This is a genomic window from Paraburkholderia sp. FW306-02-B (assembly GCF_058782725.1).
The window spans coordinates 1,971,456-1,985,817 of the sequence record NZ_JBYSXZ010000001.1 but is presented as its reverse complement, the minus strand read 5'-3'; the positions used below and the strand labels follow the sequence as shown (position 1 = coordinate 1,985,817).

The following is a 14,362-nucleotide window of genomic DNA, read 5'->3' as shown; positions in this document are numbered from 1 at the left end:
TTCGGCTCATGCAAAGAGAAGGGCAAGATCGATGCCATCGACTGAATGCCACAGGAGACTGTTCAGTGTGCCACCCGGCGTTCGATTTCCGGACGACGGACGCACAGACGCCGTTCGATTTTCGAACGGCGTCTGTGCACCGGCGTGCTCGTTCGGATAATCCTTTTTGCGCCGCATCAAACTGCGCTCATGGAGCGGCTGATGAACGTAGCGACGTCCCGCAGTCGGCTGCGGGACAACCGGGCGCGGTAAAAGCCGCGCCCTGCCCTTTACGCTAGTCGGCGCGCTCGGGAACCGGCAACTGCAACCACTCCTTGTAGAACGCCTCGATATCCGGCTCGAAATCGTGAATCACCGGATACCACGGCGTCGGCGCTTCGACGTCGTGCATGGTTGCGCAACTCGGGCAGTAGTACTCGCGGTAGACCTGCCACTGGGTGTCGGGGGCCATGAGCTTCGGATAGACCTCGAGCATGGCCTCTTCGGTGTCGCGCACATAGACGTTGGCGTACAGTTTCCAGTTCTCGCGGTAGTCGCAGAACTCATGGCCGCAGTCGCACTTGACCAGCCAGTGTTTGCTCTTCACGGCCTGCACGATATGCAGGTGCGGCCCAAGCGGCAAGACGATCTTGTCGGGCCATGGAACCTTGCCCTGCAATACTTCGAGGTACTGGCTAAAGCGCTCCTGATCTTTCGGCATGGACAACATGCGCGCGGTCGTGTCCCAGTCGAGTCGCCCGTCGACCAGATTGCTGACCTGTTCTTTCGTGTAAGCAGACATTTCGATACTCCTTGATTCGCTTCGATATCGATACCGGTATGGATTACTCTTCGACCTGAACCACCGTGGTCACGTCGGGCAGCAACGAGAGATCCATCCGGTATTTCGAGCCGTAGGACGGCACGTCCAGTTCTGCCTCGGTCATATTCCAGTCGGCAGGCAGATCCCAGAACTTGCGGAAGTCGTTGAGGAATTTCTCCGACAACCCGAAGCTGGTCGCGAACATGTGACGCACTGGGCGCGACGCATGTTTGGTGAGGACGCGCTCGCGCTCTTCCTTCATCCATTCCCGCGTCGGCAACGAACGCGCAAGCCGCTCGTTGCGGATTTCGCCGCGGCGCTTCACGGTCTTCTCCGCGTCGACCGCCCAGATTCCCGTGGCGTCCTGCGACAACACCGCGCCGTACACCTTCTCGGCAAATTCGGGGAGCAGGAAGCCGTTGTTGAGATCCTTCGCAATCGCTTCCGTTTCCCGATCGAGCGGATCACCAAAGCCCGGACCGCCGCGCAGGTAATTGAGGTACAGGTCGTGGTTTTCGTAGCAATCCTCGGTCGTCATGCATTGCTTGTCGCGCTTGACCCTGGAAGTCGCATCGATGTGCCGCTCGTAGTCCGGTGCGTCGGGATTCGTGTCGCCGCCGAGCGGCAGCGAGAGTCCCTGCGCGATGCGCTCTTTCAGGCCCGTCTTGTGCGCCTCGAACCGGTAGCCGGTGGCAGACGGATAGCCGCCCATGAACCCCCAATCGCTATTCATGTAGCCATTGCCCATGAAGAACATGGTCCAGTCCTGGGCTTTCCAGACCATGCGCAGGGTTTCGAAACCACACCCACCGCGATACTTGCCGTAGCCGCCGGAATTGGCTTTGACGTTGCGCCCGAGATAGAGCAACGGTTCGGCCATCTCCCAGATCTCGATGTCGCCCATGTCGCCTTCCGGGTTCCAGATCGCAGCCGCGTGATTGAGACCGTCCTTGATGGCGCCGGCGCCCGTGCCACATGACGAGGCCTCGAAGCTGTTGACCGCGTGCACCTCACCGTCCTGGTTGATGCCGCCGCCTTGCAGCCAGTTCGACGTATTGGCATTGCCCGCGTTGACTTCTTCCAGATAGCCACGGCTGAAGTACGCCTGGCCGAGCCCCCGCCACATGGCACTCCACCCCGACACCAGGAAGTGCCATGCATAGGCGTGCCCGGTGCGGCGATCGTCCGGATTCATCCATGTGCCCTTGGGCAGGCGGAACTCCGTGCCGAAGTAGGCGCCGTCGTTGATGCGCTGGGTCGGCACCAGGGTCTGGGTCATCATGACCCAGATGCCGCTCGTGAACGCCACGTGGTGAGCGTTATAGGTGTGCCATCCCCAGCGGCTCGCGCCTTCGAAATCCAGCCGCCACGTAGCGTCGGGGCGGATCGTCATTTCCACCGGCGAGTGCATGATGGTGTCGATCTTGGCGAAGGCCGAAGGCGTCTGGATATCTTCGTGGGCGTAGGGCACATCCACAAAGGCGACCTTGCGGTATTTGCCGGGCAGCGTCATTGCCTTGATGCGGCTTTGCAGCCCACGACGGCCCTCTTCGATGACCTCATAGCTGAACTTCTCGTAGGCTTCCAGCCCCTCGGTGGCGATAACCTCTTCGACCATGTCGCGGATCATGTGGCAACCGGCGATCCGGGTGCGCTCGTCCAGGATCCAGTATTTCGGCGTGCGTACCGAGCGCTGGCTTTCATGCAGCCAGTCGCGCAACGGCTGGTCGTTCACGCCGGTCTTGCGGCAGGTGATCTGGTAGCCGTCGCCGAAGCGCTGAACCTGGCCCGTCGACATCGAACCCGGCGTCACCGCACCGGTGTCGATCACGTGCGTCACGCCACCCACCCAGCCGATGAGTTTGCCGGCCCAGAAAATCGGCACGATCGTCGCAATGTCGCAAGGGTGAACGTTGCCGATCGAGCAATCGTTATTGGTGAACATGTCCCCCGGATTGATGCCCGGGTTGTCCTCCCAATTGTTCTCGATCATGTACTTGATCGCGGCGCCCATCGTGCCGACGTGGATGATGATGCCGGTCGAGGTCAGCACGCAGTCGCCGACCGCGTTGTACAGCGTGAAACACAATTCGCCTTCCTGCTCCACGATCGGCGACGCAGCAATCTTCTTCGCGGTTTCGCGAGCGTGCACCAGTCCGCCGCGAATCTTGGAGAACAGCTTCTCGTAGCCGATCGGATCCTTCTCGCGCAACTCGAGCCGGGCGAGCCCGTTGTAATGGCCCGTCTTGCTGGTGCGCGCCATGATCTCGGCGCGGAACGCTTTCAGGGTCTTGCCGTTGGCGAGCAATTCGGGCTGGCCGACTTCCTTGGATGACATGAGGTTCATTTGCGTCTCCTTACTTCACTTCTTGCAGATGGAACAGACGGTGCTTGTCGAGCGTGGTTTCGAAACCATCAGGCACGACGAAGGTAGTGGAGGCGGACTCGATGATGGCCGGCCCCACGATGTGGTTACCCGCCATGAGCGACTCCATCTGCCAGATGTCGGCTTCGACCCATGTCTTGTGGCGGTAGAACGGGCGCTTGCCGAGATACGCAGATTTGGGCGGTGTTTCGCCTGCTTCCGGGTCCTCCGGCAGCACCGGCTTCTGCGTGGCGACAAGACCGCGCATGATCGCGCCGGTGGCGCTGAAGCCCAGTTCCGGTGAGCGGGCGGAACTCGCGTACACCCTCGAATAGGTTTCCTCGAACGCGTCGGTGATCTTCTTCCAGTCCGCCGCGGTGGTGGCGGCGCTGATCGGCGCAGTGATCTCCAGATCGTTCAGTTGTCCCATGTACTGCATCCGGTAGCCGGGCAACAACGTGATGTCTTCCAGCTTGAAACCGTTGATGACGAACTCCTCGACGACCTTGTCGGCGAGTTCCTTCCACGCGTCCTGAATCACCGCACAGGCCGCCGCTTTCTGTTCATCGGGGGCGTCCGGCGCGACCGCGATATCCACACTCTTGTCGTAGCGGTACTCGAAGTCCGCGCATGCGCAACCGAACGCGGAGAATCCGGCTGCCCATGCAGGGACGATCACGTCCTTGAAGCCCAGGCCTTCCGTATAGCCGTAGGTATGCACCGGCCCCGCCCCGCCGTACGAGAAGCACACGAAGTCGGTGGGGTTGTAACCCTTTGCGCTGATGTTGGCGCGCAGGTACTCGTGCAGGCTGAGATCGAGCAGTTCGATGACGCCCGCAGCGGCATCCTCCACAGAAAGGCCAAGCGGATCGGCGATCTGGGCCTTGATGTGTTGCCGTGCGCGTTCGACGTCGAGCTTGATCGCGCCGCCGAGGAAGTTGAGGGGGTTGAGATAGCCCAGCACCACATGACAGTCGGACACCGACACCGTATCGAGTCCGCTTTCCGGCCAGCATGTACCCACGCGATAACCCGCGCTATCTGGCCCGAGCTTGATGGAACCGCTATAGGGGTCGAGCCGCACAAAGCTGCCCGCTCCCGCGCCCACCGAATCCATCGCCACCAGCGGCAGCGACAGCACGAGACGAGCCATGTCCGGATCGGAGGCGATCGCAAAGTTGCCCTTGGTGATCAGCGCCATGTCGAAACTGGTGCCGCCGATATCGCTGCATGCGATGTTCTCGTAGCCCAGTCTTTCGCCAAGCAGCCGCGAGCCGATCACGCCCCCGATCGGACCGGAGACGATCGTGCGGGCGAGCTCCTTGGCCTTCCAGCTGATCGTCCCGCCGTGCGTGGCCATCACCCGCAGATCGAACTTCGCGCCGTGCTTCCTGAAACGGTCACTGACCTTCTTCAGCGTCTGCCGGGACGGTTCGGCCGCGTAGGCTTCGAGAATGGTGGTGTTGGTGCGGTGGCTTTCCTTGCGCGACGGATAGTAGTCGACTGACGCAAAGACCGGAATGTCCACACCGATTTTTTTCAGTTCGTCGCGGCAGACATCGCGAGCGCGTTTTTCGCTCGACTCGTTCTTGTGGGATTGCAGCAGACAAATGGCAATCGCCTTCGAGCCGGCATTCACGAGTTCCCGCGTCGCCTTGCGCACTTCGTCTTCGCGCAGGGGGATGACGATTTCACCCTGAACATCGGTGCGTTCCGTCACACCGCGGGTGCGCGAAAGCGGGACCAGCGGTTCGTCGTAGCGGTGGGTGTTGAGGTGGATGCGCTCTTCGAGCGCGTAGCCGAGATAGCTCTGGATGGCCCGCCCCATCGAGTGAATCTGCTCGAAGCCTCGATTGCAGATGAGCCCCACTTCCAGGCCTTTGCGCTGAACCACGCGATTGAGCATCGCCGTACCGGAATAGACGCACGTCACCAGTTCGGGGTAGACCTCGTCCACTTCGCGAGCCCACTGCGCCAGCGCGTCTTTTGACGATTCCAGAATGGCCAATGACTCGTCCGCGGGATTGCTTTGGGCTTTGCCGACCACGAAGCGGCCATCTGAACGCACGAAGAAGGTATCGGTCATCGTGCCGCCGGCATCGATGCCCAATACCTGGACGTGTGAAAGTTGCTGTTCCATTAGTGTCTCCAGCTCTCCTTGATTGAACATCGCCTCAACGACAAGGCGCGATGCGAAGCGAGCATTGCGATTCGCTTCGGAGGAGATAATTGCAAGGGGTATGCCACTGGACTGCGACGTCAGCGCGTGATCGGCAAGCCCTTGACCGGCTTGGCTATTCAGGGCATCTGCCGACGGACTGGAAATGGCCGGCGCGTTCGCGCACCGTCCGGTTCCCGGACGGTCGGCCGTTTGGAGCGCGGATTTCGAACGCAGGTCTGAAGGGGTGAGCGACGCGCAGGAGGACCTGCGTAGACGCGGGTTACTGCGGCCGCGGCAGGGTGGACCGCGAGGTTCGTTGGCGCATCGTCACAGCCAACGCGAGCGGCGACTTAGCGAGCAGCGTCATGATCCCCTGTCGCGGTCGACGCTGCTCAATGTCGCCGGGTAATCTGCCGGGTGATTCCAAGGTCCTGCATCAGCGCGTACTTCCTGATCTTCTGATACAACGTGCTTTTTGCGATGCCGAGCTGCGCAGCCACCTGGGTCAGATTGCCCCGGCTTTGCTGGATCGCAACGCGGATCGACTCGGCTTCTGCCATTTCCAGCGAGCGGACCTTCTGGCGTGCAAGCGCGGACTGCACCGAGGGCGCTGTATCCTGAGCGCCTGCCAGAACGGCTGAAGCGCCGATTTCGGGCGGCAGGTGGTCCACCGTTATTGGACCATCCCGGGCCATCAGCAACGCGCCCTCGATCGCGTTGCGCAACTCGCGAACGTTGCCGGGCCATGCATAGTTCAGCAGACATTCGTACGCGACATCGTCGAAGCCGGCATGGGCCACGTTGTAGCGCTCACGCGAGACACGCAACCAATGCGCGATCATGTCAGGCAAGTCCGTCTTGCGTTCGCGCAGCGGTGGTATCGAGATGTTCGTGACAGCCAGCCGGTAATACAGATCCATGCGGAATTTGCCATCGCCCACGTCGGCACGCAGGTCGCGATGCGTGGCGGCGATCAGGCGGAAGTCGACCTTGCGAGGCGTGTTCTCACCCAATCGATAGATCTCCCCTTCCTCCAGCACGCGCAGCAAATGCGGCTGGATGTCGAGCGGCATTTCGCCGATTTCGTCGAGGAACAGCGTGCCGTGATTGGCCGCTTCGATTTTCCCCGTCATGCCGGATTTGCGCGCGCCCGTGAATGCCCCTTCCGCGTAACCGAACAGCTCACTGGTCAACAGGTCGCGGGACAAGCCGCCACAATTCAGGGCGACAAAGGGGCCGTCAGCCCTCGCGCTGGCCTGATGGATGCCTTGCGCAAACAACTCCTTGCCGACGCCCGTTTCACCGAGCAGCAGCACCGGCACCGTGGCTTTGGCAAGCTGCTGCGCTTTCTGGACCGCCGCACGAAGTGCTGGACTCGTGCCGACGATACGGGAGAACGCCGGCGCAGGCGCGGCGTCAGCGGCCGGCATCGTGTCAGGCAGCACAGCGGCGCGCCGGCTGGCGGCCGGGGCGATCAGCATGAAGCCGAGCGTATCGGCGTCTTCCTTGACCCGTTCGATTCGCGCGAGGCGCAGCCACGCGGGTGATTGTGGCGACGTGGCGCCATCGGCAATCCTCGCGAGGTCCGGGATGGGAAAAGCGCCTTCCAGCGCGCCTGACAGACCGAGACGAGCAAATGCGGCTGGCGCCTGCGGGTTGGCTTTGACAAGCCGTCCGCACTCGTCCACCACCACGACACCATCCACACGCCCGGAACAATACGCCATGCACCGCTCCATCAGGCGCAGGCGCCGCTCCATCGCGAATCTGGCGAGCCGACTCTCGATACGCCCTGCCATTGAGACGATGAACGCCAGACTATGCTGGCTGTAGGTTTGCGCAAGCCCTGAGACGTCCAGCACGCCGAGTACCCGGCCATCCAGCGGATCGCGGACCACCGTGGCGGAGCAGGTCCACTGCTTGATGCCTGCGCAGAAATGCTCGGAACCATGGATCTGCACCGGTTGCTGCAAGGCGAGGGCCGTGCCGATCGCATTGGTGCCACAGCTGAGTTCCGTCCAGTTGCAACCGGGTATCAAGCGAACCTCGCCTGCCGGCTCAACGATGCGCGTATCGCCAGCCAGTTCGAGGATCATGCCGTCGGGGTCGGCGAGCAGCAGGATGGTTCCCGTCTGCGAAAGGAACTCGCGTGTCTGCTGGATAAGCGGCACGCTGGCATGCATCAGGCGGTCGTTGCTGGCGCGCAGGTCGAACAGACGCCCTTCTTCCAGAGGCGGGGGCGCAGAGGTCGTGCCGGGGTCCACGCTTGCGTCCAGGCAGCGGCGCCAGGAATCGTCTACCACCTCACGCAGGACACCATTGGCCGACTTGTCACCTTGAATCAAACGTTCCCACGCCGCCATGACACTGGCGTCGCGATCCGGACTGGAGAACCAGTCCATTGGCGTACCTGTCTCTTTCATGCCGTCTCCGTATGAGCATGACTTTCTCGCCCGACCAGCGGGCTCACCCTGGCCTGATGGTGTTTTTCCTTTTTGGGCCGTGAAGCGCGATGGGCCCGGTTGATAACCCGAAGCCCCCTGTCCACGGCGATGAGCGCTGGGACGGCATCGATGTTTCGAACGTAGTGTTTTCGAACGCTTCGCTGTCCGATGCAGGCCGAGGCGCTATCAGGGCCGTCGGTCGGACTGTTCCTGATGCCGTGGCTGCTCTCATCGGCGCTCTGTCACGACGCAGGCGCCATGCGGACACGGGCCTCCGTTCAAATTCTATCCCTGAAAACCAGGACCGTCCGGAAATCGAACGCTTTGTACATCCGGCGCCCCGCCCCGGCGACGGTTATCCAGAAAAATCCAAATTAAATCAATCGCTTATAAACATACCGGGAATATTGGCATAGCTCATGCGGTTAACTGTGTACAGGCGAGCCGCAATGGTCGCCTCCAGGTTCGGTCCGATAGCCAAAGCAGCGGTTGACGGAGCACTTGACGGGAATGAGCTCGAAGGAGAAGGCGATGAACACCGGTCAGATGTCCTTGCGTTTGCTGGTCGACAAATGGTTGGCGCCGACCCCGGCGATGCCGGTTCGCATCACACGCTTCGGTCGCACGAGTGCGAATCACAAACGCTATGTGCGTGTCGAGACATTGCGTTCGACCGGCCTGCTGGCGATTCTTTTCTTCAGGCACGATGACGGCTCGTGGTGTGTATTCCCGCCGAGCATCGAAAGTGGAAGGCCAGCGATGAGGATGGATTAGTCTGACTTGATGCAGGTTGGGCGTGTGCAGGTAGCACGGCTTGCGCGCCCTCACACTATGACGACCCGCTTCGAATTCTGGTCGCGATCAACCGCATCGATGTCGAGGAGGAAGAATAGCGCTGCCCCGCCCTCCACGAAATGAAACGTTGCTGCGAGTTTGCTCGATACCGTCACCGCTCAGATCTGGCTGACGGTATCGCACCATGTCCCGCCTTGGCCGCAAAATACTGGCAAGAATACGGTCACAAATTACGGTTGCCCCGCACCTTGTATCAAAAGTGACGGGAACCTAGCTCATGGCGAATACCCGCCGATACCAGGTTCGGATATTCTCGCCGAAAGTAGCCGATAGTCCAGGGCATTCCCACCCGATTGTCAATCGGCACCCTCCTGCTCCAGTGCCGGCAAGACTTAAAGTGGTCTCGCCACGGCCGATAGCGTCAGCAATACCGTCTCAGCCGGAAGCATCCCGCCGCCCGTGCCCGTCCGCGCGTCAAAGCCAGCAGCAAGCGGAAAGCGAGTTGCCGGCAGTCGTAAGGACCTGGATTTACCGGGCACGCCCCGACATCAATTGCATCATCCATACGCATCCATTGCACGTTACTTTGAGTGCGCTCAGCGCATGAAGTGACGCCAGCTTTCAAATTGACGAGCCGGCATAGCGGCGATGCCAAACCAGTGACTGCGCTTCGTCACCGGCGTCCTCGTACGGATTATCCTGGCAGGAACAACTTCGCAATGGCCGATCACCTTCCGTGGCTAGCGGAGATGCTTCGCGGTCTGCGTCGTGGCAACACTGCAACCTCTGACGAATGCAAGCCGGCGTGGTGTTATGACACCATAGCCAAAATGACGCATTTCAAGATAACAACTCGCGCGCCTGGCGCAGACACATTCGAGGTCATGGGATGAATGCAACGTACATTTCCGCGCTAGCCGCACTGGTCGGCGCTGCCATTGGCGGACTGACTTCCGTTCTCGCGTCGTGGCTCACACAGCACACGCAGGTCAAAGCAGAGTGGCTTGCGCACGACCGCGCGCGCCGTCAGGAACTCTATAAGGAATTCCTCGAGGAGGCGTCGAAATGCTATGTGCACGCCCTACAGCACAACGAACCGGACCTGGCGAGCCTGGGCAGCCTGTTCGCCAAAATAGGCCGGATGCGCGTCCAATCCTCATCCGAGGTGGCGAAGGAGGCCGATCGGATCGGACGGACAATCGTCGATACGTACCTTGCCCCGGACAAGAGCTTCGCGGAACTGCGCGAAATGTTGGCCCTGGGTTCGATCGACATCCTCGGTCCGTTCAGCGACGCCTGCCGCGCAGAATTCGAGTCGCTCAAGGCTCAGCAATTCTGAACGATCGGCAGGTCACCTCGGCCCTTGTGCCGTAAAGACAGTCCGGATTTTTCCGCGCGCATTGTCCATAGCCGCCCATCCCCTGCAATTTTTTTGACTAGAAGCGGTAGCCAATTCCGACGAAAGCAATCCACGGATTGGCCGTGATGTGCGTTCTGTTGGTCAGCACGGGCCGCCCATTGGCAGCCACGGCGGCGATCGTCGCATTCGTCTTGAGAGGCAGATAGGTCATGGACGCTGTGGCGTACCAGTTTTTGCTGATGTTGTAAGAGGCGCCCGCATTGAACGCGGGATTCCATGACGGGCTCAGCGAAGCCTTGACCTGGCCGCCCGGTCCCGCGAACTGCTGCAACGCGCCGTTGAAGGTCGAATTGAGCTCGATATGCGAGTACCACGTGTAATTGACGCCGACACCGACAAAGGGACGCAGCTTCGTCTGCGCCTCGCCGAAGTAGTACTTCACGAAGAGAATCGGCGGCCACGCTCGTGTGGTGGCGAGCGGTTGCAGATTGCCGAGACCGAGCGTCGGCCCGGCTGGCCCGAGCGGGGCCGCCGTACCCTGTGCATAGAGCTTGAGTTTTGGCGGCACGCCGCTCGCCAGATCGAGAGCGATGTTGTCCGTGATGAACCAGGTCAGCGCAAGCTCGGGAGTAAACGTATTGTGAATCTGGCCACCCGTTCCCGCTGAGGTGAACGTGCCTGCTGCCGAAGTACTCCGCAATGCCGTTGCGGACGACGGGCCAAAGTCGAGCCACGCCCCGCCCACACTGGAGATGACGCTGCCCGCACTCTGGGCCATTGCCCCGCCACATGTCAACCCGGGTATCAAGGCAAGATAGGCGATGCTTTTCACTATCGTCTCCACTTTAATTCGCACTGCGAATGTAGATTCATGCGTCTTTTGCAAGCCGTCTTCAGTACATCGATCAGAGTTGCTCGATCGCAATATCGAATGCGCCGGCAGCGCCGCTCCGGATCGCCTCCAGAAGGGCCGTGGCTTTGGGCAAGATCCTGTCTGCGTAGAATCGCGCGGTGGCCAGCTTGGTCAGATGGAAATCCGGATCCTCGCCCGCCGCACGTTTTCTCGACGCCGCCAGCGCGGCACGCGCCATTTGCCATCCGCCGCATACATAACCGGCAAGCATCAGATAGTCGAACGAACTGGCGAGCGCCTCGTCGGCTTGAGTCGCCAACGCGCGCAGCATCCATCCGGTGGCATCCTCGAGCGCCTGAGCGCCCGCGGCCACGCCCGTGCCGATCGAGGCAAGCTGCGCATCCGCACTGTGCTCGAGCGCCAATGCGGCCTCGCGCATCTCCACGATAAGATCGCTCATTGCCGCGCCCCGATCCGACGCCAGCTTGCGGCCCACCAGGTCCGCGGCCTGAATGCCAGTCGTGCCTTCGTAGATCGTCGCGATCCGCGCGTCGCGCAGGAACTGACATGCGCCCGTTTCTTCGATGTAGCCCATCCCGCCATGTACCTGAACGCCAAGCGAAGCGATCTCCACGCCCAGTTCGGTACACCATCCCTTCAGAACCGGAATCAGAAGATCGACCCGAGCCTGGCGGCGTGCGCGTTCACCGGCTTCCGGATGCCTGTGCGCGCGATCCATGTCGGCTGCGATCACGTAAGCGAAGGCGCGCATCGCTTCGGTCTGCGCCTTCATCGTCATCAACATGCGCCGCACGTCCGGGTGATGAACGATGGCGACGGCATCACCGGATTTGCCTGTCGCGAGACGTCCCTGAACGCGCTCCTTTGCATATTCACGGGCCTGCTGATAAGCGCGTTCCGCCATCGCCAGCCCCTGTATCCCCACCTTCTGGCGCGCTTCGTTCATCATCGTGAACATGTGCGCGAGCCCCTTGTTCTCCTGTCCGACGAGATAGCCGATCGCGCCGCCCTGATCGCCGAAGCTCATCACACAGGTCGGACTCGCATGAATACCGAGCTTGTGTTCGAGGGACACGCAGTGCACGTCGTTGCGCGAGCCCGGGGAGCCGTCAGCGTTCAGGACGAACTTGGGCACGAGGAACAAGGAGATGCCGCGCACGCCTTCCGGCGCGCCAGGCGTGCGAGCCAGGACCAGGTGAATCACGTTGTCCGTCATGTCGTGGTCGCCCCACGTGATGAAGATTTTCTGACCGGACAGGCGATAGTGATCTCCGTCGGCCACAGCCTTCGTGCGCACGGCGGCGAGGTCCGACCCGGCTTGCGGCTCGGTCAGATTCATCGTGCCGGTCCAATCGCCGCTGACGAGCCTCGGCAGATAGATTGCTTTCAACGCTTCCGAACCATGTTGCCGCAATGCCTCGGTGGCGCCGGCGGTCAACAGCGGACATAGCGCGAACGCCATGTTGGACGAATTCCACATTTCCACGGTCGCGGCATGCAGCAGTTCGGGCAAACCCTGCCCGCCAAACCCGGGGTCGCCGCTCAGGCCGCTCCAGCCTCCCGCGGCAAATTGCCGGTAGGCAGCCGCGAAACCATCGGCAGCGGCCACGCCGTCCTGGGTCAGACGCGCGCCCTGTTCGTCGCCCGGTTTGTTGAGCGGCGCAAGGACTTCGGTGGCAAGCCTGGCTGCCTCCTCGAGTACCGCCTCGGCGAGTTCCGGCGTCGCCTCTTCGAAGCCCGGTAGCGCGCTCAACGCGCCGAGGTCCGCCAGTTCCGTCATCACGAAGTGCATGTCGCGCAACGGTGCAATATAGATGCTCATCATGTGCTCCCGAATCAACCCTGTTGCAGCTTGTCCAGTTCACGCGACAAGTCCGGCAACACCTTGAAGAGGTCGCCGACGATCCAGTAGTCAGCGACCTGGAAAATCGGCGCCTCCTCGTCCTTGTTGATGGCGACGATTACTTTCGAGTCCTTCATCCCGGCCAGATGCTGGATCGCGCCGGAAATGCCCACTGCGATGTAAAGCTGCGGGGCAATGACCTTGCCGGTCTGGCCCACCTGGTAGTCGTTGGGCACGAAGCCGGCATCCACCGCCGCCCGCGACGCGCCGACCGCCGCGCCGAGCTTGCTGGCGATGTCTTCGAGCAACGCGAAGTTTTCGCCCGAACCCATACCCCGGCCACCCGAGATCACGCGTCGCGCCGACGTCAGCTCCGGGCGCTCGGAGCGCGTGAGCTGCTGGCTCACGAAGCGGGAACCCGGCACTTCAGGCGCAGGCTCCAACGCTTCGATCGCGGCCGCTCCACCTTCCGCGGGCGCCGCCGCGAAAGCGGTAGTTCGAACGGTGATGACCTTGATGCGATCGACGCTGCGCACCGTCGCCAGCACGTTGCCCGCGTAGATGGGACGCACGAACGTATCGGCGGATTCGACGGCGACGATTTCGGAGACCTGCGCGACGTCGAGCAGCGCGGCGACGCGCGGCATCGCGTTCTTCGCGGTCGTGGTAGCCGGCGCGATCACGTGGCTGTAATCCGCGGCAACCTTCACGACGAGCGCCGCGAGGTTCTCGGCCAACGTGTGGCCGAAGTGCGCGGCGTCGGCCACGCGCACGCGGGTGACGCCGGCAACGCGGGCCGCCTGTTCGGCGACGGCCGTGCATTGCGCGCCGGCTACCAGAACGTGAATGTCGTCGCCCAGGCGGGCGGCGGCAGTGACGGCATTCAGGGTCGCGGTCTTAAGCGCCTGATTGTCGTGTTCAGCAATAACGAGTACGGGCATTTTGCTCCCCTTGCGTATTAGATGACGTGCGCGACGTGCTTTAGCTTGTCGACCAGTTCGGCGGCATCGGCCACGCGAACGCCTGCCTCGCGTTTCGCGGGCTCCGCGAGCTTGAGCGTCGTGAGTCTGGGTGTGACATCGACACCCAGCGCGTCCGGTGTCACGACATCGAGCGGCTTCTTCTTCGCCTTCATGATGTTGGGCAGCGTCGCATAGCGCGGCGTGTTCAGCCGGAGATCGGCAGTAATGACGGCCGGCAAATCGACTTCGATCGTCTCGAGACCGCCGTCGATCTCGCGCGTGACCGTGGCCTTGCCTGCTTCGACGACGACCTTCGAGGCGAACGTCGCCTGCGGCCAGCCGAGCAGCGCCGCGAGCATCTGGCCGACCTGGTTGGAGTCGTCGTCGATGGCCTGCTTGCCGAGGAGCACCAGTTGCGGTTGCTCCTTATCCACTAGCGCCTTCAACAGCTTCGCCACCGCGAGCGGTTGCAAATCCGCGTCGGCGTCGACGAGGATGCCGCGGTCGGCACCCGTCGCCATCGCGGTGCGCAGCGTTTCCTGGCACGCCTGTACGCCACACGAAACCGCGATCACCTCGGTCACCGTGCCGGCTTCCTTCAGGCGCACGGCCTCTTCAACACTGATTTCGTCGAATGGGTTCATCGACAGCTTCACGTTGGCGATGTCGACAGCGCTGCCGTCGGCCTTCACGCGGACTCTGACGTTCGCGTCGACGACGCGTTTGACAGGAACAAGTACTTTCATTGCCTACTCC

11 protein-coding genes are annotated in these 14,362 nt (G+C 61.8%); 3 read left to right on the top strand and 8 right to left on the bottom strand.

What is annotated here, in order from left to right; translation table 11 throughout:
- Positions 1-274: 274 nt before the first annotated feature.
- From AC3WOG_RS08745 to AC3WOG_RS08730, 4 genes are all read right to left on the bottom strand, one after another.
- On the bottom strand, positions 275-781 hold the full coding sequence (locus tag AC3WOG_RS08745) for an acetone carboxylase subunit gamma (RefSeq protein WP_492577610.1): 507 nt from the start codon (positions 779-781) through the stop codon (positions 275-277).
- 43 nt (positions 782-824) lie between these two features.
- The gene (locus AC3WOG_RS08740; RefSeq protein ID WP_492577609.1) at positions 825-3,149 is read right to left on the bottom strand and encodes a hydantoinase B/oxoprolinase family protein; all 2,325 of its coding nucleotides are present in this window, start codon (positions 3,147-3,149) and stop codon (positions 825-827) included.
- A gap of 10 nt (positions 3,150-3,159) precedes the next feature.
- On the bottom strand, positions 3,160-5,307 hold the full coding sequence (locus AC3WOG_RS08735) for a hydantoinase/oxoprolinase family protein (RefSeq protein ID WP_492577608.1): 2,148 nt from the start codon (positions 5,305-5,307) through the stop codon (positions 3,160-3,162).
- Positions 5,308-5,720: 413 nt separating this feature from the next.
- Positions 5,721-7,751, bottom strand: coding sequence for a sigma-54-dependent Fis family transcriptional regulator (locus tag AC3WOG_RS08730; protein WP_492577607.1), 2,031 nt, complete (start codon positions 7,749-7,751; stop codon positions 5,721-5,723).
- Positions 7,752-8,303: 552 nt separating this feature from the next.
- Between AC3WOG_RS08730 and AC3WOG_RS08725 the strand changes: the two genes are divergently transcribed.
- The 3 genes from AC3WOG_RS08725 to AC3WOG_RS08715 all read left to right on the top strand — a co-directional run bounded on the left by AC3WOG_RS08725 (position 8,304) and on the right by AC3WOG_RS08715 (position 9,906).
- Positions 8,304-8,546, top strand: a complete 243-nt coding sequence (locus AC3WOG_RS08725; RefSeq protein WP_492577606.1) for a hypothetical protein — start codon at positions 8,304-8,306, stop codon at positions 8,544-8,546.
- 298 nt (positions 8,547-8,844) lie between these two features.
- Entirely contained in the window at positions 8,845-9,174 is a 330-nt protein-coding gene (locus AC3WOG_RS08720) for a class II aldolase/adducin family protein (RefSeq protein WP_492577605.1), read from the top strand.
- A gap of 282 nt (positions 9,175-9,456) precedes the next feature.
- The gene (locus AC3WOG_RS08715) at positions 9,457-9,906 is read left to right on the top strand and encodes a hypothetical protein (protein WP_492577604.1); all 450 of its coding nucleotides are present in this window, start codon (positions 9,457-9,459) and stop codon (positions 9,904-9,906) included.
- 97 nt (positions 9,907-10,003) lie between these two features.
- Here AC3WOG_RS08715 and AC3WOG_RS08710 read toward each other — a convergent pair whose 3' ends face one another.
- The 4 genes from AC3WOG_RS08710 to AC3WOG_RS08695 form a co-directional block, all read right to left on the bottom strand.
- Positions 10,004-10,705 (bottom strand): OmpW/AlkL family protein, encoded by a 702-nt coding sequence (locus AC3WOG_RS08710; protein ID WP_492577603.1) that lies wholly within the window; start codon positions 10,703-10,705, stop codon positions 10,004-10,006.
- 127 nt (positions 10,706-10,832) lie between these two features.
- On the bottom strand, positions 10,833-12,623 hold the full coding sequence (locus tag AC3WOG_RS08705; RefSeq protein ID WP_492579743.1) for an acyl-CoA dehydrogenase C-terminal domain-containing protein: 1,791 nt from the start codon (positions 12,621-12,623) through the stop codon (positions 10,833-10,835).
- A 14-nt stretch (positions 12,624-12,637) separates the two neighbouring features.
- Positions 12,638-13,585, bottom strand: coding sequence for an electron transfer flavoprotein subunit alpha/FixB family protein (locus tag AC3WOG_RS08700; protein ID WP_492577602.1), 948 nt, complete (start codon positions 13,583-13,585; stop codon positions 12,638-12,640).
- 17 nt (positions 13,586-13,602) lie between these two features.
- Positions 13,603-14,352, bottom strand: a complete 750-nt coding sequence (locus AC3WOG_RS08695) for an electron transfer flavoprotein subunit beta/FixA family protein (RefSeq protein WP_492577601.1) — start codon at positions 14,350-14,352, stop codon at positions 13,603-13,605.
- Between the last annotated feature and the right edge of the window lie 10 nt (positions 14,353-14,362).